The sequence below is a fragment of the Streptomyces sp. SP17BM10 genome (assembly GCF_036322405.1).
In the GTDB taxonomy this organism is placed as follows: Bacteria; Actinomycetota; Actinomycetes; order Streptomycetales; family Streptomycetaceae; genus Kitasatospora.
This window is the reverse complement of sequence record NZ_JAQYXB010000642.1, coordinates 87,647-112,272: the sequence shown is the minus strand read 5'-3', so window position 1 is coordinate 112,272 and position 24,626 is coordinate 87,647. Positions and strand designations below refer to the sequence as shown.

Genomic DNA, 24,626 nt, shown 5'->3' with positions numbered 1-24,626 from the left:
TCGAGTCTTGGTAATTGCTTTACCCTTTCATTGCCAAGACTCGATCCCCAGGAGAGCCCTGTGACCACCCTCGCCCTCGGCCCGTCCTGGCTCGATCCGACCCATCTGATCTCCGCCTTCGGCCTGCTCGGCATCCTCGCCATCGTCTTCGCCGAGTCCGGGCTGCTGATCGGCTTCTTCCTCCCGGGCGACTCCCTCCTGTTCACCACCGGCCTGCTGGTGGCCGGCGGCACCTACCTGCACCAGCCGCTCTGGCTGGTCTGCGCCCTGATCGTGGCCGCCGCCGTCGCGGGGGACCAGGCCGGCTACCTGTTCGGCCGCAAGGTGGGGCCGGGCCTGTTCCGCCGCCCCGACTCCCGGTTGTTCAAGCAGGAGAACGTCGAGAAGGCCGCCGCCTTCTTCGACCGGCACGGCCCCAAGGCGATCGTGCTGGCCCGCTTCGTGCCGATCGTCCGCACGTTCACCCCGATCGTGGCCGGGGTGAGCAGGATGAACTACCGCACGTTCGTCGTCTTCAACGTGATCGGTGGCGTGCTCTGGGGCGCCGGCGTCACCGTCCTCGGGTACTTCCTCGGCCGGATCCCCTTCGTCCGGGACAACATCGAGGCGATCCTGGTCGGGATCGTGCTGGTCTCGGTGATCCCGGTGGCCGTCGAACTGCTCCGGGCCCGCCGTTCCGGCGCGTCGGCCGGTTCCCGCCACCGCGCCGAGTAGGCGCCTGCCGCGCAGGTCACCCGACGCGGCGTACATGTGCGTCCGGCTGTTCGATCAGGCAAGGTGTAACCGGAGATCGATCGGTGGCCCGGTGCCACCAGGGGTGGCGAGGAGCGGAAGTGCCTAAGCGGGGCCGACCGGGCGCAGGCAAGCGGTCGAGGGGAGGTCGGGCGGCCCGCCAGGCGCGGCACACGCCCCCGGTCCAGCCGGTCCACCCCTCCGAGGCGCCGCCCACCGAGGGTCTGCTCGGCCACCCGGCCCCGGTCGTCGAGCCGACCACCGTCGTGCCGCTCGCCCCGCCCGTCCCCGAGACCAGGGGCCTGCTGACCCCGGAGCCGGTGACTCCGCAGCCGCAGCTCTCGCCGTCGCTGGCCCTGCCCTCGCGGTCGTCCGCCGCCCGGCAGGAGGACGCCGCCCCGGACGCCCCCGAGCCCGCGTCGACCGCCCCGGCCGACGCCCGCCCGCGCCGCCGCTCGGTCGCCGAGGACACCCTCACGCCCGAGGAGTGGCGAGCCGCCGGCTACACCCCGCCCACGGGCATCCCCGTTCCGGAGCTGACCCCGGGCGCGCCCGGCGAGGGGCCGTGGCCGGACCGGATGCGCACGCTCCTGCGCACCCCGATGTCCGAGCGCCCCGCCTTCGAGCGGACGCCCCGCGAGCTGCACCCCTCGGCGGCCCGGAACGTCCCCCGCATCCTCGACCTGACGCTGCGCATCGGCGAGTTGCTGCTGGCGAGCGGCGAGGCGGCCGAGGACGTCGAGGCGGCGATGCTCGGCATCGCGCACGCCTACCGGCTGGACCACTGCGAGCCGCAGGTGACCTTCACCCTGATCGGCATCTCGCACCAGCCCTCGCTGGTCGAGCCGCCGATCACCGCGGACCGCGTGGTGCGCCGCCGCACCTCCGACTACACCCGGTTGAACGCGGTGTACGAGCTGGTCGCGGACATCACGGCGGAGCAGGTCACGGTCAACGACGCCTACCGCCGGCTCGCCGGGATCCGGCGCAACCGGCACCCGTACCCGGTCTGGCTGCTCGCCCTGACCACCGGTCTGCTGGCCGGCGCGGCGACGTTCCTGGTCGGCGGGCGGATGGACGACAAGGGCTGGCTGGTCTTCGCGAGCGCCTTCATCGCCGCCGTGCTCGGCGACCGGCTGGCCTCCGCACTGGCCCGGCGCCGGCTGCCGGAGTTCTACCAGTTCGTGGCCGCGGCGATGCCGGCCGCCGCCTCCGGGATCATCCTGTCCTTCAACGACTGGGGCCTGCGCGGCTCGGTCGTGATCACCGGTGGCCTGTTCGCGCTGCTGCCCGGACGGGCGCTGGTCGCCGCGGTCCAGGACGGGCTGACCGGTTTCTACATCACCGCCGCCGCCCGCCTCCTCGAGGTGATCTACCTGGTCGCGGGCATCGTGATCGGCGTGATGCTGATCCTCTACCTGGGCGTCGGCTTCGAGGCGAGGCTGCGGCCGGACGAGAGCCTGGCGGGCGTCAGCTACCCGCCGGTCCAGATGGTGGCGGCGATGCTCCTGACGCTCGCGTTCGCCACGCTGCTGCAGACCGACCGCCGGACCCTGCCCCTGGTCACCCTGAACAGCGGCATCGGCTGGGCGAGCTACGGCGTGCTGGTCTACAACGGGGGAGTCTCCCCGATCGTGGCGACCGGCGTCGCGGCCGGCCTGGTGGGCCTCTTCGGCCAGCTGATGGCGCGTTACCGCAGCGGCTCCGCGCTGCCGTACGTGACGGCGGCGATCGGTCCGCTGATGCCGGGTTCGGCGCTCTACCTCGGGATGCTGGCCTTCGCCCAGGGGCACTCCAGCGCCGGGCTGGTGTCGATCACCCGGGCCGCCGCGATCGCGATGGCGCTGGCCATCGGGGTCAACCTCGGTGGCGAGATCGCCCGGTTGTTCATGAAGCTGCCGGTCGGCGCCGAGCGTCCTTCGCTGTACCCGGTCGTGCCCCGCCGGGCCGCCAAGCGCACCCGCGGCTTCTGACCGGCCGTTGGACGGGTGTCGGACGGGGTGTTCGACCGGTGTCGGGCTCCGGGCCACGTCACCGCAGGCAGGACGCAGGACCAGGAACGAAGGTAAGACCCATGACGACACTGCTGGACAGCTACCGCGAGCACATCGTCGCCGCGCACAAGCAACCGCTGTTCCTGCTGCTGGTCGGGTTCATCACCTCCTTCGTGTTCATCCGGTTCAGCGTGCGGATGATCCGCGCCCAGGTCAGGTGGTGGCCGGGCAACGTCACGCCCGGCGGCCTGCACATCCACCACATGGTCTTCGGCCTGGGCTTCCTGCTGGTCGGGGGGATCGGGGTGTTCGCCACCTACGGCGGCCACCCGTGGATCGACGTGTTCGGGCTGCTCTTCGGCATCGGCTGCGGCCTGGTGCTGGACGAGTTCGCGCTGATCCTGCACCTGGACGACGTGTACTGGGGCGAGCAGGGCCGCAAGTCGGTGGACGCGGTGATCTTCGGGATCCTGTTCACCGCCCTGCTGCTGGTCGGGTACGTGCCGCTCGGCGTGGTGCCCGGCCAGGAGACCAGGTGGGGACTGATCGCGGTGATCTCGGTCAACGCCCTGGCCTCGGTGATCACGCTGATCAAGGGCAAGCTGTGGACCGGCCTGCTCGGCATCATGGTCCCCGGCCTCTCCTGGATCGGCGCGATCCGGCTGGCCCGGCCGAGCAGCCCGTGGGCCCGCTGGCGGTACGCCACACGCCCCCGCCGCCGGGCGCGCGCTCTCCGGCGCGAGCGCCTCCTCCACCGGCGCGCGGACCGGGCCCGCACCTGGCTCTTCGACCTGATCGCCGGTGCGCCGGACAAGGTCCCCGCCAACCACCCCGCCGCCCACCGGGTGGCCGAACGGATGGCCGCCCGGGCCACCGCCCACCTGGACGCCCACGCCGCCCGGGCACTGGCCCGGCGCTCGGCGCGACTCGCCGACCGCCGCTCGGCCGCCGCCCACGCCGGGGGCCCCGGCGCCGCCGGGACCGCCGCGCACGAGGGGCAGCAGTACGGCGCGTCCGGCGGAGGGGAGGGGCGGGGCCGCCGCGCGAAGCAGCGCCGCCGGACGGTCCGGGCGGGGCGCAGCCGGACGTACGCGGTGCGGCCGACCGGACTGGAGCCCCGGCCCGAGCGTCACTCCTACCTGCTCACGCGGACCCGCCGGATCCACCGGTAGTTCGTCCACCCCTTCCTTTTGGCTGGAGCTGGCGTCGATCGGATCATCCGATGCTCACCCGGCCGGCGGTGCGTATTCCGTGCGTGAACGACGACGGACTTGAGAACATGAGCGGTGAGTGACCGCTTCGTCACGCACTGGACGCATCGCCGGGCCGTCTGCCCGGTCGCCCCCCGCCCCTGCGCCGCCCGCCCGCCCCTCCGCGGCGCGCCCGGCGGGCGGCCCGTCCGGCCGCGTGACCCGTTCGACCGCGACGCGTCCGATCCGCGCGTCCGGTCCGTGCCGAAGGGACATCCCGTGGTGCGCAGGCTCCTGCCGACCCTCCTGCTCTCCCTCACCGCCGTGCTCGGGCTGCTGCCGGCCGCGCACGCCGTCCCGGCCGACCCGGAGCCGTACCCCTCCGCCGAGGACGTCGACCGGGCCAGGGCCGAGGCCGAGCGCAGAGCCGCCTCGGTCGGAGCCATCGAGGCCGGGCTGGCCACCGCCAGGGTCGAGCTCGACCGGGCCGGCCGCGGCGCCGAGCAGGCCGTGGAGGCCTACAACGGGGCCCAGCTCGCGCTCACCCGGGCCCGCGCCGAGGAGACCGCCGCCGCGCAGCGGGCGGCCGCGGCCGAGGCGGAGCGGGCCGCCGCCGTCGAGGACGCCGCCCGGCTCGCCGCCGAAACGTACCGGCAGGGCGCCGGCGCCGAACTGGCCGCGCTCAACGCCCTGCTGGGCGCGCGCGGGCCCCGCGAGCTCGGCGACCGCGCCACCGCGATCGGCGTCGCCAGCGGACGCACCCGGCAGATCCTCGACGCGGCCAGCGCCACGGCCGCCGCCGCGAGCCGCGCCTCCGACGCCGCCCGGGCGGCCACCGAGGCCGCCGGGCGGGCCGCCGCCGAGGTCGGCGCCGCCCGGGGCCGGGCGCAGGAGCGGCTGGCGGCGCAGCAGGGCGAGGTCCTCGCCGTCGGGCGCCGCCGCGAGCAGTTTCTCGCGGACCTGGCCGCCGCCCGGCACACCACCGTCGAGCTGGAGCGGCAGCGGCACGAGGTCCTGGAGGCGATCGCCGCCCGCGAGGCCGAGGCCGCCGCCCGGGCCGCCGCCGAGAAGGCGGCGGCCGAACAGGCGGCTGCGGAGGCGGCCGCCGCTGCCGCGGCCCAGGTCACCCCGGCGGCACCGCCCGCCCGTCCGTGGTCCGCCGAGGGCGCGGCGGCCGCGGTCGCCTTCGCCCGCTCGAAGATCGGTCTGCCGTACATCTGGGGCGGCGAGGGCCCGGCCGGCTACGACTGCTCGGGGCTGACGATGATGGCCTGGCGCGAGGGTGGCCGGCAGCTCAACCACTTCGCCGCCGACCAGTACGCGCAGAGCACCCCCGTCGGCTACCGCGACCTGCGGCCCGGCGACCTCGTCTTCTGGACCGACACCGGCCGTGCCGCCGACATCCACCACGTCGGCCTCTACATCGGCGACGACCAGATGATCGAGGCCCCGCGCGTCGGCATGCCGGTCAAGCAGGCGAGCCTCTGGATCATGGGCACCCCGGACTTCTACGCCCGCCCGTAGGGGGCGCCGGGGACCATTGGCCGATCCACTCGGGGACGGCACCGCGTTCCGTTGGACGCGCGCCGGCACGCTGTTCCGGATTCACCGGTTCCGGAGATCTTGTCGGTGGCCGCCGCTAGCGTGGGGAGTTCCGATCGTCGGAGAGGAGGCGTTGGTGCGGCTGCGGGATGTCGAGGAGGGCGACGCCGGGACGTACGTGCGGATGCGGTGCGACCCCGTGATGATGGCCGAGCTCGGCGGGCCGCTGCCCGAGGACAAGGTGGTCGAGCGGCTGCGCAAGGACGTGCGGGAGGTGGCGGAGGACCGCTCGTGGATCAAGGCGATCGTCGTGCCGGACGGCGCCGGGGAGGTCATGGCCGGCGGGATCGCGCTGTGGTCGCACGAGGAGGACGGTGTCCCCCTCTCCGAGGTCGGCTGGGCGGTGCTGCCCGACTTCCAGGGCCGCGGGCTCGCCAAGGCGGCCGTCCGGGAGCTGCTGGACGCGGCCGCGCGGGACGGCCGCTGGGGCGAGGTGCACGCGTTCCCGGCCGTGACCAACGGGCCGTCCAACGGCATCTGCCGGGCGCTCGGGTTCCGGCTCCTCGGCGAGCGCGACGTCGACTTCGCGGATCGCGTGCTGCACTGCCACCACTGGGTGGTGCTGCCGGGGGAGCACACCGGCTGAACGAGCCGGGGGAGCGCGCCCCGTCCGGCCCGTCGAATCGCGCAAGGATCGTGCACGGCTCGGGCACGAATAAATGAGATGCCGTCATCCGGGCCCGGTCGTACCGTGGCCGCATGGGCAACACGACCGACGAAGCGGCCGTCGAGACGGTCGACGGGATCGAGATCCGCGCGGTTTCCGAGGACGAGGTCGCCGCGTGGGACCGCGCCCTCGCCCTCGGCTTCCTGCGCCCGCACTTCGAGAGCGCCGCGGACTTCCGCCGCCGGCAGTGGCAGCCGGGGCGGGTGCTCGGCGGCTTCGACGAGGGCCGCTGCGTCGCCACCTTCCGCAGCTTCGACGTCGAGTTGACGGTGCCCGGCGGCGCGACCGTCCCGGCCGACGCCGTCACCGCCGTCACGGTCAGTGCGACCCACCGCCGGCGCGGCCTGCTCAGCGCCATGATGCGGCGGGACCTGGCCGCCGCGCGCGGGCGCGGTTCTGCCGTCGCCGTGCTGATCGCCGCCGAGTACAACATCTACGGCCGCTACGGCTTCGGTCCGGCCACCCGGGGCCACGGCTGGAACGTCGACCTCAACCGCACCCGCGGCCTGCGCGAGGGCCTGCCCACCGTGCCGGGCGGCCGGATCGACTTCGTCACCATGGCCGAGCTCCGCAAGACCGGCGCCGAACTGCACGACCGCTGGCGGCTCACCCAGCCCGGCGCGCTCGCCCGCGACGAGTTGTGGTGGAAGCGCACCACCGGCGAGATCACGGTGCCGGGCTTCGACTTCAAGGAGCCGTTCGCGGCCGTCCACCGGGCGCCCGACGGCACCGCCACCGGCCTGGTCGTCTACCGGGTCGAAGACACCTGGGACGGCAGCTACCCCGACTGCACGCTCACCGTGGTCGACTTCCTCGCCCTCGACCGGGCGACGGCCGCCGAGCTGTGGCGGTTCGTGTTCTCCGTCGACTGGGTGCGCAAGGTCGTCATCGAGAACCTCGGCCCGGACGATCCGCTGCCGCTGCTCCTCCAGGACCCGCGCGCCGCCACCCCGTACGTGGACAACGCCGACTTCACCTGGCTGCGCGTCCTCGACGTCGAGGCGGCCTTCAACGCCCGTACGTACGGCGCGCCCGGGCGCGTGGTCCTGGAGGTCGAGGACCGGCTCGGATTCGCGGCCGGCCGGTGGGCGGTCGAGGTCGCCGCCGACGGCACCGGCCGCTGCACGCCGACCGACGAAGCGGCCGATCTCGCCCTCGGCGCCTCCGAGTTGGGCGCGCTCTACCTGGGAGGCGAGACGCTGCCGCGGCTGGCCGCGGCCGGTCTGGTCACCGAGTCGCACCCGGGCGCGGCCGCCGCGGCCGACCTGCTGCTGCGCACCCCGCTGCTGGCCTGGAACCCGGACTCCTTCTGAGCCCGCGATCCGGGCCCCGGCCCACCGTCGAGTGGGCCGAGGGCCCGGCATCCCCAAGCGCCTTGTGCGGAGCCCTACTTGACGGCGCTCTTCCCGATGGTGGGCAGGATGAAGTCCTGGATGAGGCCCTTGGCGTCGCGAACGATCGGCCGGAACACCCGATAACGGGAGAGGTTGATCACCCGGGCGGCCATGGGGGTGGAACGGCGGACGAACTCCCGGGTCCGCTCGGTGTCCCCGGTCCGGTCGAAGACCCAGTAGAGGACCACGACCATGAGGTGCAGCCAGAGCACGTCGGGCAGCAGCTCGACCAGTTCGGAGTCGAGCTTCGGTGCCAGGTCCGAGCCCTGCAGGACCTCGCGGAACAGCTCCACGGCGGTCGCCCGCGCCGGGTGCGACTCGTTGGAGAACGGGCTCAGCGAGCTGGTCGGGTCGGCGGCCGTCCGGAAGAACTGCGCGGCGAACTCGTGGTACGGCGCGGCGGTGTCGAGCCAGGACTCCAGCGCGAACTGCAGCCGCTCCGCGAAGTCCCGGGTGTGGGCCATGCGGTTCCTGGCGTCCGCCGCGTGGTCGTGGGTCATCCGGTCGTAGAACCCCTGGATCAGGAATTCCTTCGCCGAAAAGTAGTAATACGCGTTTCCGACCGAAACGCCGGCCTCGGTGGCGATGGCGCGCATGGTGGTCTTCTCGTAGCCCCGTTCCTGGAACAGCCGCATCGCGGTCTCCAGGATCAGCGCCCGAGTCGCCTCGCTCTTGTCCGTCTTCGGCTGGGCCCTTCCGCCGGGAAGCTCCGCCGGGGCGGGGGGTGCGGCCACCGTCGTGTCCTCCGTGCCGCCGGGGCCGCCTGATCCGGTCCCGCCCGGTCCGCCCGCTCCGGTCGTCCCGTCCGTTCCGTTGCTCGATTCCACGTCTGCCACGCCACGAGCCTAGCCGGAGACCAGGCTCCACCCGGTGTCGGTGCACGCGGCACCGGATGCCCCCTCCGCATCCGGTGCCGCCGCCTCGCCCCCGCTCATTTCGAACGCGTTCAAAAGCATGTCCGAACTGTAGCGGGCTCGATTGAACATGTTCAACTCCGGAGGTGTGGGAGGCTCGTCCCATGATCGGTGCCGAACAGACCACCATCCGGCGCGGCGGCGCGGACGATGCCGGAGTCGTCGCGGACCTCCACGCGCTCAGCTGGCGCACGGCGTACCGGGGGATCGTCCCCGCCGAGGCGCTCGGGGATGGGCTGGCCGCCCAGCGCCGCGAGCTGTGGGAGCTGCGGCTGACCGTCGACTACGGCGGCCCGGACAACACGCCCGAGCTGCTGATCGCCGAACGGGCCGGTGAGGTCCTCGGGTTCGCCTACCTCGTGCCGCAGCCGGACGGCCGGGTGCTGCTCGACAACCTGCACGTCCGGCCCGGCAGCACCGGCGGCGGCATCGGCCGCGCGCTGCTCGCCGAGGCGCGCGCCCACGTCGCCGCGCGGCACCCCGGGGCCGCGCTGTACCTGGAGGTGCTGCGGGACAACACCCGCGCGGTCGCGTTCTACGAGCGCGAGGGCGGCCGACGGACCGCCGAGCAGGAGGGCGTGTTCCCGGGCGGCCACGCGCTGCCCGAGTACGAGTACACCTGGCCGGTGGAAGGCGACCCGGTGGAGGACGGCCCCGTGGCCGCTCAGTAGTCGTACACCGTCACCGGCACCCCCCGCTCCACGAGCCGCGCCCGGACCAGGGGTTCGACCCGCTCCCAGCGCCCGCCGGCGAGCCCGCAGCCGATCCTCGGCATGTGGACGGACGCTCCCAGCTCGGCGGCCCGCCCGCCCAGGGCGGACAGCGCGGTGTCGATGGCCTCGTACCGCACCGGCGCGCCCGTGGAGCGCCCGGTCCGGATGCCGCGCTGGCCGACCATGTTGGCCACCCAGACGTACGGCTCGACCTGCACCAGTTGGAGCGCGCCCAGCCCGAAGTCGTTCTTCGCGCGCTCCCGGTGCCAGCGGCGGAACTCCGCCTCCGGCTCGCGCCAGCGCTTCGACAGGGCGAGGACGAAGCCCCTGCCCCAGCCGCCGAGGTCGTTGCAGACGTGCGCGATCACCTTGACGCCCTTGGCCTGGGGCGCGGTGGCGTCGCCGCGGACGTACGTGATGGTCGACATGTCCGAACGCTAGCGCGCGGTACTGACAGTCCGTTCGGAATTCTCCGCAGCCCTGGGCCCGGCCCCGGACCCGGCCGCCACCGCGGACCCCGCCCCCGGTCGCCCGCCGGGTGCCAGGTGGCGTCGTCCGGCGAGGGCGATCAGCAGGGCGAGCCCGGCCGCCCCGGCGGGCAGCGCGTAGCCGGTGCCGGGCGGGGCGTGCTCGGCGACCGTCCCGGCGATCGCCGCGCCCGCCGAGATGCCGATCACGATGCCGGACACCGCCACCGCCATGCCCTCGTTCAACTGCCGCTGCGGGAGCAGCTCCTGAACGAGAGTCATGCCCGTCACCATGGTCGGTGCGGTGCCGGTGCCGGCCGCGAACAGCGCGAGCCCGAGCAGGCCGAACCCGGCCCCGCCCAGCCCGGCCGCGAGCGGCAGGAGCAGCAGCGCCGCCATCGTGGCGATCCCGCGCAGGAAGCGGACGCCCGGAGCGGAGCGCGGCGCCAGCAGGCCGAAGAGCAGTCCGGCCACGCAGGACCCGGCCGCCACGAGGGCCAGCAGTCCGCCCGCGACCGGCTTGTGGCCGAGCGCGTCGGCGTACGCGACCGTGGTGATCTCCGTCGAGCCGAACACCGCGCCGGTGGCGAGGAAGGTCAGCACGAGGACGCGCAGTCCGGGCGTGCGCAGCGGGGAGCCGTGGCGGAGCACGGCCGGGTCGGCGCCGCCGCGCCGCGCCGTCGGGTGTCCGGCCAGGGGCGGTTCGGTGCGCTTCTGGGCGGCGAACAGCAGGGTGCCGGTGGTGCCGAGCGTGCCGGCCGTGAGCAGGCCCGCCTCGGGCGCGACGGTCGTGCAGAGCAGCATGCCGAGGACCGGTCCGGCCATGAAGCAGAGCTCGTCCAGCGCCTGTTCGAGGGAGTTGGCCACGTGCCGGGCGGCGGGGTCGTCGTGGTGGAGGTGCGCCCAGCGGGCGCGGGCCATGCCGCCGAGGTTCGGTGCCGCGGCGCAGGCCGCCCAGCAGGCGTAGAGGGTCCAGTCGGGCGCGCCGAGGCGGACGCAGAGCACCAGGCCGAACAGCGGAACGGCGTTGTACAGCGCCGCCGGGACGGCCACCCGGGCCTGCCCGTGGCGGTCGACCAGCCGGCCGATCAGCGGCATCCCGATCGCGCCGGTGGCGAGTCCGGCCGCGGCGACGGTGCCGGCGAGCCCGTAGGAGCCGCGCCGCTCGGCGATCAGCACGACGAGCGAGACGCCGGTCATCGAGAGCGCGAGCCGGCCGAGCAGTCCGGCCAGGGTGAACGCGGCGGCGCCGGGGGCGGCGAACAGGCGCCGGTACGAAACGAGGAGGGACGGGCCGGGGGTGGACGCGAAGAGGGCGCGCGGGGCCATGGGGCTCCTGGGGAGTCGTGGGGGATTGCCCTCAGCCTCGCCCGGCGTCCCGTCCGCGGTCCAACACCTGTTCCGTCGCACTCACAACACGGTGTTGTTAATCTGCCGCCATGCCCGTCGACCTGCACCCCCGTCTGCTGCGAGGCTTCGTCGCGACCGCCGAGACGCTCCACTTCGGCCGGGCCGCCGGTCTGCTGCACGTGGCGCAGCAGGCGCTCAGCAGGGACGTCCGCGCCCTGGAGCGGCTGCTCGGCGACGCGCTGTTCACCCGCACCACCCGAAGCGTCGAACTCACCCCGGCGGGGCGGCGGTTGCTGCCGCAGGCCCGCCAGCTCCTCGCCCTGCACGACGAGATCGTCGCGGGCGCGGCAGAACGGCCGCTCCTGCTCGACCTCAACAGCGATGTCACCGGCCCGGACCTGACCGCCAACCGGGTGCTGGCCCGGGCCCGTGCCGCCCGTCCGGAGGGCGAGCTGCTGGCCCGCTTCCACGGCGGCCTGGCGGCGGCGGCCGGCGAACTGCTCGCCCACCGCCTGGACGTGTCCTTCGGTCGCTTCGCCGGCCTCCCCGGTGCGTTGCGCGGTCAACTCGCGCAGATACCGGTCCGTTTGGAGCACGTGTCGGTGATGATGGCGGACACCCATCCGCTGGCCGGCCGCCCGGTGCTGCGCCTCGCCGACCTGGCCGGGCACCCCGTGGACATCTGTGCCGGCAACCCGGCCACCACGGAGTGGGCCGACCTCGGCGCGCGCCTGCTGCGCGAGCACGGCCTGACGGCCGCGGCCCCGTACGTGCCGCCGGTCGGCGTGGACGAGACCGCCCGCTACCTGGCGCGGCACGGTGACGCGATGCTGACCACGGTCGGCGGCCCGCGCATCCCGGGCGCGGTGAACGTGCCGCTGGTCGAGCCGGTGCCGCTCTGCCTGGTCAGCCTGGTGCACCGGCCGGGCCTGCGGCACGCGGGGCTGACCGCGCTGGCCGGAGCGGCGTCCGCGCTGGGTGCGGACGAGGGCTGGCTGCGCCGCCCGCCGGGCAGCTGGCTGCCGTCGCCGGACGCGGCGCTGCTCCCCGGCTGAGGGGCCGGCGCGGCCATGCGCCCCGAGCCCGTCGTGCGCCGGAACGACGCACCGCCCCTGCCGTTCGGGGGTCGGCAGGGGCGGTGCGGTCCCGGCGGTGCGGCCGCGGCCGCACGCGATGTCCGGCTCAGGCGGCCTTCACGGCGGAGATGTCGAAGCTGAGCTTGACCTTCTCGCCGATCAGCACGCCGCCGGTCTCCAGCGCCGCGTTGTAGGTCAGGCCGAACTCGGTGCGGTCGACGACGGCGGTGCCCTCGAAGCCGACCCGCTCGGCGCCGTAGGCGTCGGTGGCGCTGCCGGTGTAGTCGAGGTCGAGGACGATCGGGCGGGTGGTGCCCTTGATCGTGAGGTCGCCGGTCATCCGGTAGGAGTCGCCGCGCAGCCGCTCGGCGGAGGTGCTGCGGAAGCGGATCTCCGGGTGGGCGTCGACGGCGAAGAAGTCGCCGGTGCGCAGGTGCTCGTCGCGCTGGGCCTGGTTGGTGTCGATGCTGGCGACGTTGATCACCAGTTCGGCGCTGGAGTTGCCGGGCGCGGCGCCGTCGAGGTGCAGCTTGCCTTCGTAGTCGGTGAAGCGGCCCTTGACGTTGGTCACCATCGCGTGGCGCACCGAGAAGCCGACCTCGCTGTGGGTGGTGTCGATCGCCCAGTCGCCGGTCAGGTGGGCGAGGTCCGGCCCGGCCGGGGTCTCGGCGACGGCGGTCGTGGCGGCGGTCTTGGTGCGGTTGAACAGGCCCATGGCTCCTCCTCGGGTTCGAAGCCATTTTGTTTAGGCTTCAACTTCTTCCTGGAGCCACCATAACCCCGTCTAGTTCAAAGTTCAACCACTTCGCCGTGTCGGTGGTCGCGATTACGCTTCCAGGGCGACCCTGGTCGATCCACGAGCAGCTCCGCCACCCCGAGAGGCCCGCCCATGTACGTCCTGCACGCGCTCTGGCGCGCGGACGGCACGCTGGCGCTCTGGGCCGAGGACGCCCGCCGCCACCCCGGGGCGACGGCCGTGCAGGCGCCCGCGCGGCCGGCCCCGCGCGCCCACCCCTACGCCGGCCCGGCCGCCGAGGTGGCCGCCGTGCTCGGCGGGATCGGCCCCGGCCTCGGCTGGCTCGCCGGCCAGGCGCCCGAGCGCTGGGCCACCCTGCTCCTGCCGACCGCCGGCTCCCTGCCCGTGCCGTCCCCCGACCTGCCCGCCACCCCCGTGCGCGGCGCGGCGGTGCTCGCGCCGTGGCGGGTGCCCGCGTTGCTGTTCGACGCGGGGGCGGCGGCCCAGCTGCTGGGCGAGGTCTTCGACCCGCACTGGGCGGTGACCGGCACCGAGCTGCCCGGCACCGGGCGCGTCGACGTCGTCTACGGACCGTCGCTGCGCTGGCTCACCGCGGTGCACGACCTCGCCTGGCGGGCGGTCGGCGGCGGCCGGGTGCTGCCGCGGCTCCTGGCGGACGGCGCCCCGCGGGCCCGCTGGCGCCCGGACCTCACCCCCGGCGGCCGCCGCGAGGCCGCCGCCCTCGCCGCCGGCTGCCCACCGGTGCTCCTGGGGGAGTGGCCGCCCGCCGGCGTCACCGGCGAAGCGCTGGTCGACGCGGCGCTGAGCGCCCTCGTGGACGCCGAGGCGAGGTCCGCCCTCGCCACCGCGCCTCCGCTCCTGCGCGGCGGCGACGCCCCGACGAGCGCCGCCGAGCGGTGGCTGACGGCCCTCGCCGCGCCGGACGCCGCCCTCGCCGCGGACCAGGGCGCCCTGGCGGACCTCCATCGCCGTCTCGCCGCCTGGTACGCCGCCGCCGAGCCCACCGACCCCGCCCTGCGGCTCTGCTTCCGCCTGCTGGAGCCGCTGGGGCCGGACGAGGGCGACCCCGAGGGCCGCCCGTCCGACGACGCCTGGCAGGTGGAGTTCCTGCTCCAGGCCGTCGACGAGCCGTCCCTGCTGGTCCGCGCCGCCGACCTGCACGAGGGCGGCGCCGCCCTCGCCGCGCTCGCCCGCAAGGCCGACGACCCGGCCGACGTCCTGGCCGCCGAACTCGCCCGTGCCGGCCACCGCTGGCCCGAGCTGGACGGCCTGCGTCACCGCTCCCGCCCCTCCGCCCTCCCGCTGGACCGCGCCGGGGCCCTGGACTTCCTGCGCACGGCGGCGCCCGCCCTGGCCGAGAGCGGGTTCGGTGTGCTGCTCCCGGCCTGGTGGCGCCGCAAGCCCCGGCGCGGCCTCGCCCTGCGCGTCTCGACCCCGCCCGCCCCCGGCTCGCTCGCCGTCACCGGCCAGGTCGACCGGGACGCCGTCGTCGCGTTCCGCTGGCAGGCGGCGCTCGGCCCGGACGGCGATCCGCTCAGCGAGCAGGAGCTCGCCGAACTGGCCGCCGCCAAACAGGGGTTGGTCCGGGTGCGGGGCACCTGGCTGGAGGCCGACCCGGCCCAGATCGCGGCCGCGCTCGCGTTCCTCGACCACCGGAGGGACACCGCCGTCGCCACGGCACAGGTGCTGCGGATGGCGCTCGACCCCGAGGCCGCGGTCGCCGGCCTGCCGGTCACCGCCGTCCGGGCCGACGGACCCCTGGGCGACCTGCTCGCCGGGCGCACCCCCACGGCCCCGGCACCCACGCTCCCGCCGGACTTCCGTGCGACCCTCCGCCCCTACCAGGAGCGGGGGTTGGCCTGGCTGCGGACGATGGCCGGGCTCGGCCTGGGCGCCGTCCTGGCCGACGACATGGGCCTCGGCAAGACCGTGCAGACCCTCGCCCTGCTGGCCGCCGAACAGGCGGACGGCGCGACGGCCCCCACGTTGCTCGTCTGTCCGATGTCCCTCGTCGGGAACTGGCAGCGCGAGACCGAGCGCTTCGCCCCCGGCCTGCGCATCCACGTCCACCACGGCTCCGGCCGCCTCGGCGCGGACGAACTCGCGGCCGCCGTCGGCGAAGTGGACCTCGTCATCACCACCTACGGGCTGGTCCAGCGCGACCTCGCCGCCCTGCGGAAGGTCCGCTGGCGCCGGGTCGTGGCCGACGAGGCGCAGCACGTCAAGAACGCCGGCACCGCCCAGGCCCGCGCGATCCGCGCGCTGCCCGTCGCCGTGCACCGGATCGCCCTGACCGGCACCCCGGTGGAGAACCGGCTGTCCGAGCTGCACGCCGTCCTGGACTTCGCCAACCCCGGGCTGCTCGGCCCGGCCGAGCGCTTCAAGGAGCGCTACGCGATCCCCGTCGAACTGCACCGCAGCCCCGACCGCACGGCCGAACTCCGGCGCCGCACCGGCCCGTTCGTCCTGCGCCGCCTCAAGACCGACCCGGCGGTGGCGGCCGACCTGCCCGCCAAGCAGGAGATGACCGTCTGGTGCAACCTCACCGCCGAGCAGGCCGGCCTGTACCAGGCGGTGGTGGCCGACCTGCTGCGCCGGGTCGAGGGCATCCGGGGCGTGGAGCGGCGCGGCACGGTGCTCGCAGCGATCGGCAAACTCAAGCAGGTGTGCAACCACCCCGCCCAACTGCTGCACGACGGTTCGGCGTTGGGCGAGCGCTCGGGCAAGGTCGCCCGGCTGGCCGAACTCCTCGAAGAGGCCCTCGCCGAGGGCGACCGCACCCTGGTCTTCACCCAGTACGCCGAGTTCGGCGCGATGCTCCGCCCCTACCTGGCGCGGCGGCTCGACGAGGAGGTGCTCTACCTGCACGGCGGACTCTCCCGGCCCCGCCGCGAGGAACTCGTCGAACGCTTCCAAGCCCCGGACGGGCCGCGCGTGTTCATCCTCTCGCTGCGCGCCGGCGGCACCGGGCTCAACCTGACCGCCGCCAACCAGGTGATCCACCTCGACCGCTGGTGGAACCCGGCGGTCGAGCAGCAGGCCACCGACCGCGCGTTCCGGATCGGCCAGCGTCGGGACGTCCAGGTGCGCCGGCTCGTGTGCGTCGGTACGGTCGAGGAGCGGATCGACGAACTGCTCACCGCCAAACGCACGTTGGCCGACACCGTGGTGGGGGAGGGCGAGCAGTGGCTCACCGACCTGCCCGCCGACGCGCTGCGCGAACTGGTCGAGCTCACCCGCGACGACGCGGTGGCCGAGGAGGAAGCATGACCGAACCCGACCCCGTCGTGAACGTCGCGGCCTACTGGCGCGGCGACTTCACCCTGCGCGCGGAGGAACAGCCGGAGGAGGCCGAACCGTCCCTGCGCCGCCTCGGCCCGTCCGGCATCACCGTGCGCGGACGCGACCTCGCCGCCGTGCTCGCCCCGGCCTACGACGCGTTCCGCGCCTGACCGGCGGCTACCCTGCGAAGGTGACCGAAACCCTCGAACACCCCGGCCTCGCCGACTTCGAAGCCCACCGGCGGATGATCTTCGGCATCGCGTACCGGATGCTCGGCAGCGTCGCCGACGCCGAGGACCTGGTCCAGGACACCTGGCTGCGCTGGAGTCAGGTCACCGACCCGGTCGCCAACCCGGGCGGCTACCTCGCCCGGACGGTCACCAACCTCGCCCTCAACCGGCTCGACTCGGCCGCCGTCCGGCGCGAAACCTACGTCGGCCCCTGGCTGCCCGAACCGCTCGTCGGCGAGCCGGACGCGACCGAGGGCGTCGAACGCGCCGAGACCGTCTCGCTCGCCATGATGGTGCTGCTGGAGAGCCTCTCCCCGCTGGAGCGGGCCGTCTTCGTGCTCAAGGAGGTCTTCGGCTTCTCCTACAAGGAGATCGGCGAGGCCCTCGACCGCAGCGAGACGGCCTGCCGCCAGGTCGGCAGCCGGGCCAAGGCGCACGTCCAGGCCGGCCGGCCCCGCTACGACGCCCCGGCGGACCTGCGCCGCCGGGCCACCGACGAGTTCCTCGCCGCCTGCGTCGGCGGCGACCTCAACCGGATGCTGGAGCTGCTCGCCCCCGACGTCACCTCGTGGACGGACGGCGGCGGCGTCGTGCGCGCCGCGCTGCGCCCCGTCACCGGTGCGGGGAACGTGGCCCGCTTCGTCCTCGGCGTGCTCGAGCAACTCGGCGGGGCCGGCGCCCGCCCGGCCCTCGTCAACGGCCAGCCCGGCCTGCTGCTCACGGTGGGCGACCGGGTCGACTCCGTCACGGTCCTCGATTTCGTCGAGGGCCCCGACGGCACGCCCCTGATCGCCGCCCTGCGGACCGTCCGCAACCCCCACAAGCTCACCCGCCTCAATCCTTGACCCTCCACCTGGTCGAGGAACCACAGTGACCGGCATGGAGAGCGACCTGCGCAGCATCGGCGAACTGGCCCGCGCCACCGGCCTGGGCGTCGGCACCCTGCGCTACTACGACGGCGCCGACGTGCTCGCCCCCGCCCACGTCGACCCGCAGACCGGCTACCGCTGGTACGGGCCCCGGCAACTCGCCGACGCCCGCCTGCTCGCCCGGCTGCGCCGCGTCGGCCTGCCGCTGACGGGGATCCGCGCCGTGCTCGGCGCGGCCCCCGGTACCGGCGAGGCCCACCGCGTCGTCGACGCGCACCTGCGCCGCCTGGAGGACGGCCTCGCCGACGCCCGCCGCGAACTCTCCCTGATCCGCACGCTGATCGACCAGAGGGAGAACCCGATGACCGCCGCCCCCACCCGACTCCGGTTCACCGTCCCGGCCCCCGCACTGGCCGCGGCCCTGGACGCGGTCCGCTTCGCGGTCTGCACCGACCCCGAACTCCCGGTCCTCGCCGGGGTCCTGTTCGAGGTGGACGGCGCCGCACTCCGCCTGGTCGCCACGGACCGCTACCGGATGGCCCTCGCCGAGGTGCCCCTGCCGACCACGCCCGGGCCACGGCCCGGCACGATCGTCCCGACGGCCCTGGCCGACGCCCTGCTGGCCCTGCTCCCCGGCGCGACGGAGGCTGAAATCACCCTCGGCGGCGGCTTCGTACGCGTGGAGACCGGCGCCCACCGGATCGAGGGCGCCACCCCGGACCTCGACTACCCCGACTACCGCGCACTGACCCGGCTCGACCCGCTCCACCGCGTCGACATCCCCGCCGCCGACCTGCGCGGAGCCGTCGAATCCGGCGCCGCCCACACCCTCCCCTCCGGCCCCGGCGGCGCCGACTGCACGGTCACCGTCCTCGCCATCACCCCGGACGGCCGACTCGCAGTCCCTCCGGCCGACGTCGACCCCACCCCCGGCGAACTCCGAGTGGCCGTCAACCGGGACTTCCTGCTGGAGGCCCTGGCCGCCGGCCGCCCCGAACAACTTGTCCTCGAACTCGGCGGCCCCATCGCCCCGCTGGCGATCCGAACCCCCGGCCGCGACGGCACCTTCTCCATGCTGATGCCGATCCGGCTGCCCGACCTCGTCCGATCCACCGAGTGATCAGGGCGCCCACCCCACCCACCCCTTTGGCCGCTGGCCCTGGCTCTGACCAGAGGGAACGCCTTGGAAACCGCAGATTATCGGTGTCGCGAAGGCTTGGCCGTCCCGGCCTCAGTCGACGTCCCGACGATGTACCGCGCTTCGCCGAGGCGCGCTGACCAGGAGCAGAGAGACGGAGCCGACTTCCTGGTGCTGCGCGCCGAGGCGTGACGGTTTGTCCGCTGCCCGGGGCCCGGGGGGGGGGTGAGGGAGAGGGCAGTTGCGGTCAGCCTCCGTGCGCGGTGAGTGTGTAGCCTTCGGGGCCCTCGAAGGAGAACACCGGCCCGAACGGGCTGTCCGCCATGGGGGTCAGGATCCTGACTCCGGCGGCGGTGAGCTGGTCGCGGAGCTGGTGGGCGTCCGTGGTCCGGAACCAGAGCACTACGCCCAGACCGGGCCGTGCGGTGTCGGCGAGGTCGACGCCCGGGAGGAGCTCGCGGACGGCGAACGGGGTCGGCTTGGTGTCGAACACGACCGCGTGGGGCGGCGAGACGGCGGCCCGGCGAAGGCCCAGGTGCTGTTCACAGAAGGTCGCTGCTGCTTGCACGTCGCGCACTTGCAGGGCGACGAAGTCGGGGCCCTCGATGGTGGCAGGCATGGGTACTCCTCGATCCTTGATGTCAGGACTTTGACATAGCGGAGACTAGGATCCCGGGACACCCATGTCAAAATGCTGACATGATGGAGAGCCCGTTCGCCGAGCCGCCCCACCCCGCCGAGGACGTCACCCAACACGTGGGCTACCTGCTCAAACGCGCCCAGGCCGCCCTGCGCAGCGCCATGGACAAGGGCCTGCGCGAGCACGGATTGACCGTGCCGCAGTACGCCACTCTCGAACTCCTGGCCCTGCACCCCGGCATGTCCAACGCCGACCTCGCCCGCGCGACCTTCGTCACCCGGCAGTCCGGAAACGTTGTTCTGCGGGGCCTGCAGGAAGCGGGACTGATCACCCGCCCTGCCACCGCCGACCACGGCCGAGCCCGGCCCGCCCACCTCACCGAGGAAGGCCACGCGCGCCTGTCCGCGGTCCAAGCCGCCGTCTACGCCATCGAAGAGCGCATGGTGGAGGCGATCCCGCCACAGCGCATGGCCGCGCTGCTCACCGACCTCGACCGCATCGCGGCAGCCCTGGAGAAATGACCCGGGCTCCCGATTGTTTCGGGCCGGCCGGAAGAGGTGCCTGTGGTGGCAGGGTCGGGGCCGAAGGCCGCCGGTCGCTGCTCGGCCGGAGGCCCACCCGCTTCTGGCCCGTGGTCGACCAGGTCGCTCAGGCTGGCCAACAAGCTGGGAACGATTGGTCGGCCGTCCTGCACGGTGTCCACCTGCCAGACAAAGTCACAGCGCCCACCGTTAGCTCCAGCTAGCACCCTGCTTGCATTTGCAAGCACCATGCCGCACCCTGTGGACATGGCCTCACTGAACGTCGGCTCGCTCGGCGAATACATCCGCGAGCAGCGCCGCAACGCGCAGTACTCGCTGCGCCAACTGGCGGAGGCCGCCGGCGTGTCCAACCCGTACCTCAGCCAGATCGAGCGAGGGTTGCGCAAGCCGAGCGCGGAGATCCTCCAGCAGATCGCGAAGGCCCTGCGGATCTCGGCCGAGACGCTGTACGTCCAGGCCGGGATCCTGGAGGAGCGGCGGCAGGAGGGCCTCGAGCTGAGGGCGTCGATCCTCGCGGATCCGCTGATCAACGACCAGCAGAAGCAAGCGCTGCTCGCGGTCTACGAAGCCTTCCTGAAGGAAAACGCGGCCCGCCGGACCCCGACAGCCGAGGCCGAAGCGGACACCAGCACCACCACCAGCACCACCTTCGCCACCCGAACAACGACCGACGGCCCAGCCGCCTAGAAACCCACCGGGAGGACCGGTCATGCCGATCACCGACGAGCTCAAGAAGACCCTCACCGACCCGACCCCGCTGTACGCCCTCGCCGGCGCCGGGGACCTCGCCTACGAGAAGCTGCGCGAGGTGCCGGGCAAGGTCGAGGCGCTGGCCGCCGACCGCAAGGGCACGCAGGAGATGGCCGGTGCCCGGCTGCAGGAGGCGCAGGCGAAGCTCGCCGAGGCGCAGGCCAAGGTCACCGAGACGGTCACGACGCTCCCCACGGACTTCAAGGCGCTGCAGGAGCGGGCCCAGGACTTCGCCATCCAGCAGGTCGGCCGCGCGGTCGAGCTGGCGGTCAAGGCGAAGGAGACGTACGACGAACTGGCCGAGCGCGGCAAGACCGTGGTCGAGCGCACCCGCCCGGCCACCGCCGAGCCGTCCGGGCCCGCGGTGATCGACGCCGAGGTCGTCGAAGAGGAAGAGCCCGCCACCCCGAAGAAGAGCGCCCGCGCCCGCAAGGACACCCCCGGCGGGGAGTGAAGCCCACCGAACGGGGCACATCCGCCGAGCGCGGGACGTTGACGGCTTGGCGGACGGTAGCCGTGCCAGGATGGGCGGCGGCCCGCACACCGGAGCCGAGAGACAGAGGAGACCGCCATGGGCGGAGTGGACCAGATTCTGGGCCTGGCCTATCTGAACCCGATCTGGTGGATGTCCATCGCCATCCTGGGCTTCAAGCTGTTCGCCCTGATCGACGGCGCGACCCGCCGTGAGGACGCCTACCGGGCCGCGGACAAGAAGACCAAGGGCTTCTGGCTGGCGATCCTGGGGATCGCGTTCGGCTGGGACCTGCTGTTCGGCGTGAACTTCTTCACCGGTATCGGCACGCTCGCCGGACTGGTGGCGTCGATCGTCTACATGGTGGACGTGCGTCCGGCGATCCGGGAACTGACCAACCGCGGCGGCCACGGCGGCGGCCGGAGCAACATGGGCCCGTACGGCCCCTGGTAACGCCCCTGGTAACGCAGAGCGCGCCGCCCACGCGCAACGGTGCTGCCCGGGAGAGGCTACGAATCGCCTCCCCCGGGCAGCACCGTTTCCACCGCCACCCGGGCCCCGGGACTCACCCCAAGATGAGCTGCACCGGATTCCGCTCCAGCAGCAACACCGCGACGTCGTCCGTCAGCGCGCCTCCGTTCAGCTCCTCGACCTCGGCGATCGCGCTGTCGACGAGCCGGCCGCGGGTGAGTCCGGCGGACTGGTGGTCGCCGATCAGGTCGGCGAGGCCGTCCTGGCCCAGGCGGCGGGACCCGGCCCCGACGCGGCCCTCGATGAGGCCGTCGGTGTAGAGCAACAGCCGCCAGCCGGGCCGGAGTTCGATCTGGTGTGCGGGCCAGGCGGCCTCGCCGTCGTCGCACGGCAGCAGTCCGAGCGCGGGCCCGGCGAGGTCGGAGGGCAGCGACAGCGGCTCGTGGTCGGCACCGAGCAGCAGGGGAGCCGGGTGCCCGGCGAGGTAGAGGCGGGCCCGCTCGCAGGTGCCGAGCGCGTCGAGTTCGCCGCACTCGCCGCCGGGTTCGATGACGAGCATGCAGAGCGTCGCGAAGATCTCGTCGCTGCGCCGCTCGTGTTCGAGGACGTGCTGGAGGGTGGTGAGCAGGGCCTCGCCGGTGAGGCCCGCGAAGACGAGGGTGCGCCACGCTATGCGGAGCGCCACGCCGAGCGCGGCTTCGTCCGGGCCGTGGCCGCAGACGTCGCCGATCACGACGTGGATGGTGCCGTCGTCGGTGCGGACGGCGTCGTAGAAGTCGCCGCCGAGCAGGGCGCGGCGGCGGCCGGGGCGGTAGCGGCGGGTGAACGACAACCCCGCGCCGTCGAGCAGCGGGGTGGGCAGGAGGTGGCGCTGGAGGCGGGCGTTCTCCTGGCCGCGCAGTTCGGCCTCGACCAGGCGGCGCTGGGACTCGTCGGCGCGCTTGCGTTCGACGGCGTAGCGCAGGGCGCGGGCGAGGAGGGGGCCGTCCGTCTCGTGCTTGATCAGGAAGTCCTGGGCGCCGGCGGCGACCGCGGCGGCGCCCAGTTCGGCGCCGGCCGCGTCGGTGAGCACGACGACGGCGGTGTGCGGGGCCCGGCGGAGCAGTTCGTGGAGGCCTTCCAGCCCGTCGGAGGCGTCGGAGGGGTGGGGCAGGTCGGACGGCGCGGCGAGGTCGAGCAGGACGCAGCTGAACTCGGTGCCGCGCGGGCGGCCGCGCCGGGCGCCGGTGGGCGGCGGGGCGAGCAGGCCGGTGGCCTGTTCCAGGCCGCGGGCCCAGTGCACCTCGATGGCGGTGCCGCTGTCGGCCACCGCGGCCTTGATCAGCTGGGCGTCGGACGCGTCGTCCTCGATGACCAGCAGTTTGAGCGGGGCGCCGCCGGGGGTGGTTTCGCCCTCGCCGGCCGCGGGCGGGTTTGCGGCCCGCGACCGGGGGTGAGGTATCGGGGGAGCGTCCGTGAGCGGGCCGACCGGGACGGGGTGGATGCGGGCACGGCGGGGGAGGGCGCCGTCGAGGGCGTCCGTCAGGTCCGCGGCACCTCGTGCCCGCCCGTCTCCCGTTGCGGGCATCGGTGGTTCCTCCCTTTCCCCGAGTGCGTAACGGCCGGTGTCCGTCCGCAGTGCCCGCGTGGCACCCTGCGTCGGGGAACTTCTCGCGACCATAACGTGATCTCCGGGGATTTCTCTGGCCCGCCGGGGCCGTTGTGGCTATTGCCACGCCGGCGGCGGTGTGGTGATCGGACTCGGACGACGGCTCGGACGACGGCTCGGGCCCGTACCCGGCGGGTGCCGGGGCGGGCGGACGAGGGGACACATCATGGTGACGCGTATCACCCTGGTCGAGGGTGACATCACGGAGCAGCAGGTGGACGTGGTGGTCAACGCTGCGAACTCCTCGCTGCTGGGCGGCGGCGGGGTGGACGGAGCGATCCACCGCAAGGGCGGGCCGCAGGTCCTGGAGGAGTGCCGGCGGCTGCGGGCCTCGCACTGGGGCAAGGGGCTGCCCACCGGGCGGGCGGTGGCGACGACGGCGGGCCGGCTGCCGTCGCGGTGGGTGGTGCACACCGTCGGGCCGGTGTATCGGTCGGAGGATTACGAGGAGCGGGCGGGGCTGCTGGCCTCCTGCTATCGCGAGTCGCTGCGGACGGCGGCGGAGCTGGGCGCGCGCACGGTGGCCTTTCCGGCGGTGTCGGCCGGGATCTACGGGTGGCCGCCGGCCGACGCGGCCCGGATCGCGCTCTCCACCGTCGCCGAGTCGGTGGGAGGTGGCGACGAGCGGGCCGGGGCGGGGCTGGACGAGGTGCGGTTCGTGCTGTTCGGGGCGGAGATGTACGGCGTGTTCGAACGGGCGTGGGCGGACCTGCGGCCGGACGGCGGTGTGGACGCCGCCCGGTGACCTCCATCGTGGCGTGACGGGGCGTCAACGCGCCAGAGGAATTCGATAACTCGTTCGAGTGAAACCCTCGTTGCCCCCGCCATGCCCTCCCGCTCCGCCGTTTCGCCATGCCCTCCCGCTACGCGGTCCCGCCTTGCCCTCCCGCTACGGCGCGAGCGCCGTCCAGGGCACCGTGACCTCGCCCTGCCGCCACCGCCCGCGCGCGTCCACCAGCGGCCAGTCGCCCGACATGGCGGTGCACGTGGCCACCCAGCGCTGGCGCGCCCCGAACGCCCCGTAGGGCGCCGCGGCCGCCCAGGCCCGGTCGAAGTCGGCCAGGAAGCGGTGCACCGGCCGGCCCGGCACGTTGTGGTGGATGAGCGCCTTCGGTAGCCGTTCGGCCAGGTCGGAGGGCCGCTCCAGGCCGCCCAGCCGGGCCGCGAAGGTCACCGTCCGGGGCCCCTCGGGCCCGAGCGCGACCCAGACGTGCCGCCGCCCGATCTCGTCGCAGGTGCCCTCGACGAGCAGCCCGTCCGGCGCCAGCCGCGCGCAGAGCCGCTCCCACACCGCGGCCACCGCCGACTCGTCGTACTGCCGCAGGACGTTGGCCGCGCGGATCAGCTGGGCCGGCGCGCCGCCGTCCAGCGGCACCTCGAAGCCGCCGCGCCGGAAGGTGAGCAGCGGGGGGTCGGCGTACGGCAGGGCCGCGGCGACCCGCTCCGGCTCGATCTCGATCCCGACCACCCGGACGTCCGGCCGCACCGCGCGCAGCCGTCCGGCCAGTTCGACGGCGGTCCAGGGCGCGGCGCCGTACCCGAGGTCGACCGCGACCGGCGGCCGGTCGGCGGAGCGCAGGGCGCTGCCGAGGGCGTGGGCGATCCAGCGGTCCATCCGGCGGAGCCGGTTGGTGTTGGTGGTGCCCCGGGTGACCGTCCCGACCGGCCGCCCGGTGCGTCCGCGGGCGGACGGGGGCGAGGGGTCGAAGGAGGCGGCCATGTCGAGAA

The 24,626-nt window shown here is 74.3% G+C and carries 24 protein-coding genes; 17 read left to right on the top strand and 7 right to left on the bottom strand.

Annotation, left to right across the window (positions count from 1 at the left end; genetic code table 11):
* The first annotated feature begins 60 nt into the window (after positions 1-60).
* The 6 genes from PUR71_RS28555 to PUR71_RS28530 all read left to right on the top strand — a co-directional run bounded on the left by PUR71_RS28555 (position 61) and on the right by PUR71_RS28530 (position 7,498).
* Entirely contained in the window at positions 61-714 is a 654-nt protein-coding gene (locus PUR71_RS28555; protein ID WP_329930022.1) for a DedA family protein, read from the top strand.
* Positions 715-833: 119 nt separating this feature from the next.
* Complete coding sequence (locus PUR71_RS28550) at positions 834-2,705, top strand: threonine/serine ThrE exporter family protein (protein ID WP_329930021.1); 1,872 nt, start codon at positions 834-836, stop codon at positions 2,703-2,705.
* 101 nt (positions 2,706-2,806) lie between these two features.
* Positions 2,807-3,898, top strand: coding sequence for a hypothetical protein (locus tag PUR71_RS28545; protein WP_329930020.1), 1,092 nt, complete (start codon positions 2,807-2,809; stop codon positions 3,896-3,898).
* A 297-nt stretch (positions 3,899-4,195) separates the two neighbouring features.
* Positions 4,196-5,440 (top strand): C40 family peptidase, encoded by a 1,245-nt coding sequence (locus tag PUR71_RS28540; protein ID WP_329930019.1) that lies wholly within the window; start codon positions 4,196-4,198, stop codon positions 5,438-5,440.
* A gap of 154 nt (positions 5,441-5,594) precedes the next feature.
* Positions 5,595-6,104: a GNAT family N-acetyltransferase gene (locus PUR71_RS28535; protein WP_329930018.1), complete on the top strand. Its 510-nt coding sequence runs from the start codon at positions 5,595-5,597 to the stop codon at positions 6,102-6,104.
* A 113-nt stretch (positions 6,105-6,217) separates the two neighbouring features.
* Positions 6,218-7,498: a GNAT family N-acetyltransferase gene (locus tag PUR71_RS28530; RefSeq protein WP_329930017.1), complete on the top strand. Its 1,281-nt coding sequence runs from the start codon at positions 6,218-6,220 to the stop codon at positions 7,496-7,498.
* A 74-nt stretch (positions 7,499-7,572) separates the two neighbouring features.
* Here PUR71_RS28530 and PUR71_RS28525 read toward each other — a convergent pair whose 3' ends face one another.
* Positions 7,573-8,313: a TetR/AcrR family transcriptional regulator gene (locus tag PUR71_RS28525; protein ID WP_329930016.1), complete on the bottom strand. Its 741-nt coding sequence runs from the start codon at positions 8,311-8,313 to the stop codon at positions 7,573-7,575.
* 284 nt (positions 8,314-8,597) lie between these two features.
* On the opposite strand from PUR71_RS28525, the gene PUR71_RS28520 reads away from it, so the two are divergent.
* A complete protein-coding gene (locus PUR71_RS28520; protein WP_329930015.1) occupies positions 8,598-9,164 on the top strand; it encodes a GNAT family N-acetyltransferase in 567 nt (188 codons plus the stop codon).
* On the opposite strand, the gene PUR71_RS28515 is transcribed toward PUR71_RS28520, so the two are convergent.
* The gene (locus PUR71_RS28515) at positions 9,158-9,634 is read right to left on the bottom strand and encodes a macro domain-containing protein (protein ID WP_329930014.1); all 477 of its coding nucleotides are present in this window, start codon (positions 9,632-9,634) and stop codon (positions 9,158-9,160) included. The genes PUR71_RS28520 and PUR71_RS28515 overlap by 7 nt on opposite strands.
* Positions 9,635-9,643: 9 nt before the next feature.
* Positions 9,644-11,002 (bottom strand): MFS transporter, encoded by a 1,359-nt coding sequence (locus PUR71_RS28510; RefSeq protein ID WP_329930013.1) that lies wholly within the window; start codon positions 11,000-11,002, stop codon positions 9,644-9,646.
* 110 nt (positions 11,003-11,112) lie between these two features.
* Here PUR71_RS28510 and PUR71_RS28505 point away from each other — a divergent pair, with 110 nt between their 5' ends.
* Positions 11,113-12,078, top strand: coding sequence for a LysR family transcriptional regulator (locus PUR71_RS28505; RefSeq protein ID WP_329930012.1), 966 nt, complete (start codon positions 11,113-11,115; stop codon positions 12,076-12,078).
* A 127-nt stretch (positions 12,079-12,205) separates the two neighbouring features.
* Here the strand turns inward: PUR71_RS28505 and PUR71_RS28500 are convergent, their stop codons facing one another.
* Complete coding sequence (locus tag PUR71_RS28500; protein WP_329930011.1) at positions 12,206-12,814, bottom strand: YceI family protein; 609 nt, start codon at positions 12,812-12,814, stop codon at positions 12,206-12,208.
* Between the two features lie 174 nt (positions 12,815-12,988).
* Here PUR71_RS28500 and PUR71_RS28495 point away from each other — a divergent pair, with 174 nt between their 5' ends.
* From PUR71_RS28495 to PUR71_RS28480, 4 genes are read left to right on the top strand one after another with little or no spacing between them, the layout of a single operon-like run.
* Positions 12,989-16,126 carry an SNF2-related protein gene (locus PUR71_RS28495; RefSeq protein ID WP_329930010.1) on the top strand — a complete coding sequence of 1,046 codons (3,138 nt, stop codon included), beginning with the start codon at positions 12,989-12,991 and terminating at the stop codon, positions 16,124-16,126.
* Positions 16,123-16,308, top strand: coding sequence for a hypothetical protein (locus PUR71_RS28490; RefSeq protein WP_329930009.1), 186 nt, complete (start codon positions 16,123-16,125; stop codon positions 16,306-16,308). Before PUR71_RS28495 ends, PUR71_RS28490 begins: the two co-directional genes overlap by 4 nt.
* 20 nt (positions 16,309-16,328) lie before the next feature.
* Positions 16,329-17,213: an RNA polymerase sigma-70 factor gene (locus tag PUR71_RS28485; RefSeq protein WP_329930008.1), complete on the top strand. Its 885-nt coding sequence runs from the start codon at positions 16,329-16,331 to the stop codon at positions 17,211-17,213.
* 34 nt (positions 17,214-17,247) lie between these two features.
* Positions 17,248-18,357 (top strand): DNA polymerase III subunit beta family protein, encoded by a 1,110-nt coding sequence (locus PUR71_RS28480; RefSeq protein ID WP_329930007.1) that lies wholly within the window; start codon positions 17,248-17,250, stop codon positions 18,355-18,357.
* Between the two features lie 265 nt (positions 18,358-18,622).
* On the opposite strand, the gene PUR71_RS28475 is transcribed toward PUR71_RS28480, so the two are convergent.
* Entirely contained in the window at positions 18,623-18,994 is a 372-nt protein-coding gene (locus tag PUR71_RS28475; RefSeq protein ID WP_329930006.1) for a VOC family protein, read from the bottom strand.
* Between the two features lie 80 nt (positions 18,995-19,074).
* Here PUR71_RS28475 and PUR71_RS28470 point away from each other — a divergent pair, with 80 nt between their 5' ends.
* The 4 genes from PUR71_RS28470 (at position 19,075) to PUR71_RS28455 (ending at position 21,232) form a co-directional block, all read left to right on the top strand.
* Positions 19,075-19,536: a MarR family winged helix-turn-helix transcriptional regulator gene (locus PUR71_RS28470; RefSeq protein WP_443077602.1), complete on the top strand. Its 462-nt coding sequence runs from the start codon at positions 19,075-19,077 to the stop codon at positions 19,534-19,536.
* Between the two features lie 267 nt (positions 19,537-19,803).
* Positions 19,804-20,244, top strand: a complete 441-nt coding sequence (locus tag PUR71_RS28465) for a helix-turn-helix domain-containing protein (protein ID WP_329930005.1) — start codon at positions 19,804-19,806, stop codon at positions 20,242-20,244.
* A gap of 22 nt (positions 20,245-20,266) precedes the next feature.
* On the top strand, positions 20,267-20,761 hold the full coding sequence (locus PUR71_RS28460) for a hypothetical protein (protein WP_329930004.1): 495 nt from the start codon (positions 20,267-20,269) through the stop codon (positions 20,759-20,761).
* A 117-nt stretch (positions 20,762-20,878) separates the two neighbouring features.
* Complete coding sequence (locus tag PUR71_RS28455; RefSeq protein ID WP_329930003.1) at positions 20,879-21,232, top strand: DUF2516 family protein; 354 nt, start codon at positions 20,879-20,881, stop codon at positions 21,230-21,232.
* Positions 21,233-21,344: 112 nt separating this feature from the next.
* On the opposite strand, the gene PUR71_RS28450 is transcribed toward PUR71_RS28455, so the two are convergent.
* Positions 21,345-22,817 (bottom strand): PP2C family protein-serine/threonine phosphatase, encoded by a 1,473-nt coding sequence (locus tag PUR71_RS28450; protein WP_329930002.1) that lies wholly within the window; start codon positions 22,815-22,817, stop codon positions 21,345-21,347.
* A 247-nt stretch (positions 22,818-23,064) separates the two neighbouring features.
* Between PUR71_RS28450 and PUR71_RS28445 the strand changes: the two genes are divergently transcribed.
* Positions 23,065-23,643, top strand: a complete 579-nt coding sequence (locus PUR71_RS28445; protein WP_329930001.1) for an O-acetyl-ADP-ribose deacetylase — start codon at positions 23,065-23,067, stop codon at positions 23,641-23,643.
* 144 nt (positions 23,644-23,787) lie between these two features.
* On the opposite strand, the gene PUR71_RS28440 is transcribed toward PUR71_RS28445, so the two are convergent.
* Complete coding sequence (locus tag PUR71_RS28440; protein ID WP_329930000.1) at positions 23,788-24,618, bottom strand: class I SAM-dependent methyltransferase; 831 nt, start codon at positions 24,616-24,618, stop codon at positions 23,788-23,790.
* Positions 24,619-24,626: the final 8 nt, after the last annotated feature.

Coding starts and splice junctions, on each gene's coding strand:
- PUR71_RS28480 (WP_329930007.1), top strand. CDS start 17,248: ATGGAGAGCGACCTGCGCAGCATCGGCGAACTGGCCCGCGCCACCGGC.
- PUR71_RS28445 (WP_329930001.1), top strand. CDS start 23,065: ATGGTGACGCGTATCACCCTGGTCGAGGGTGACATCACGGAGCAGCAG.
- PUR71_RS28470 (WP_443077602.1), top strand. CDS start 19,075: ATGATGGAGAGCCCGTTCGCCGAGCCGCCCCACCCCGCCGAGGACGTC.
- PUR71_RS28440 (WP_329930000.1), bottom strand. CDS start 24,618: ATGGCCGCCTCCTTCGACCCCTCGCCCCCGTCCGCCCGCGGACGCACC.
- PUR71_RS28520 (WP_329930015.1), top strand. CDS start 8,598: ATGATCGGTGCCGAACAGACCACCATCCGGCGCGGCGGCGCGGACGAT.
- PUR71_RS28475 (WP_329930006.1), bottom strand. CDS start 18,994: ATGCCTGCCACCATCGAGGGCCCCGACTTCGTCGCCCTGCAAGTGCGC.
- PUR71_RS28500 (WP_329930011.1), bottom strand. CDS start 12,814: ATGGGCCTGTTCAACCGCACCAAGACCGCCGCCACGACCGCCGTCGCC.
- PUR71_RS28545 (WP_329930020.1), top strand. CDS start 2,807: ATGACGACACTGCTGGACAGCTACCGCGAGCACATCGTCGCCGCGCAC.
- PUR71_RS28490 (WP_329930009.1), top strand. CDS start 16,123: ATGACCGAACCCGACCCCGTCGTGAACGTCGCGGCCTACTGGCGCGGC.
- PUR71_RS28450 (WP_329930002.1), bottom strand. CDS start 22,817: ATGCCCGCAACGGGAGACGGGCGGGCACGAGGTGCCGCGGACCTGACG.
- PUR71_RS28460 (WP_329930004.1), top strand. CDS start 20,267: ATGCCGATCACCGACGAGCTCAAGAAGACCCTCACCGACCCGACCCCG.
- PUR71_RS28515 (WP_329930014.1), bottom strand. CDS start 9,634: ATGTCGACCATCACGTACGTCCGCGGCGACGCCACCGCGCCCCAGGCC.
- PUR71_RS28495 (WP_329930010.1), top strand. CDS start 12,989: ATGTACGTCCTGCACGCGCTCTGGCGCGCGGACGGCACGCTGGCGCTC.
- PUR71_RS28510 (WP_329930013.1), bottom strand. CDS start 11,002: ATGGCCCCGCGCGCCCTCTTCGCGTCCACCCCCGGCCCGTCCCTCCTC.
- PUR71_RS28455 (WP_329930003.1), top strand. CDS start 20,879: ATGGGCGGAGTGGACCAGATTCTGGGCCTGGCCTATCTGAACCCGATC.
- PUR71_RS28530 (WP_329930017.1), top strand. CDS start 6,218: ATGGGCAACACGACCGACGAAGCGGCCGTCGAGACGGTCGACGGGATC.
- PUR71_RS28465 (WP_329930005.1), top strand. CDS start 19,804: ATGGCCTCACTGAACGTCGGCTCGCTCGGCGAATACATCCGCGAGCAG.
- PUR71_RS28505 (WP_329930012.1), top strand. CDS start 11,113: ATGCCCGTCGACCTGCACCCCCGTCTGCTGCGAGGCTTCGTCGCGACC.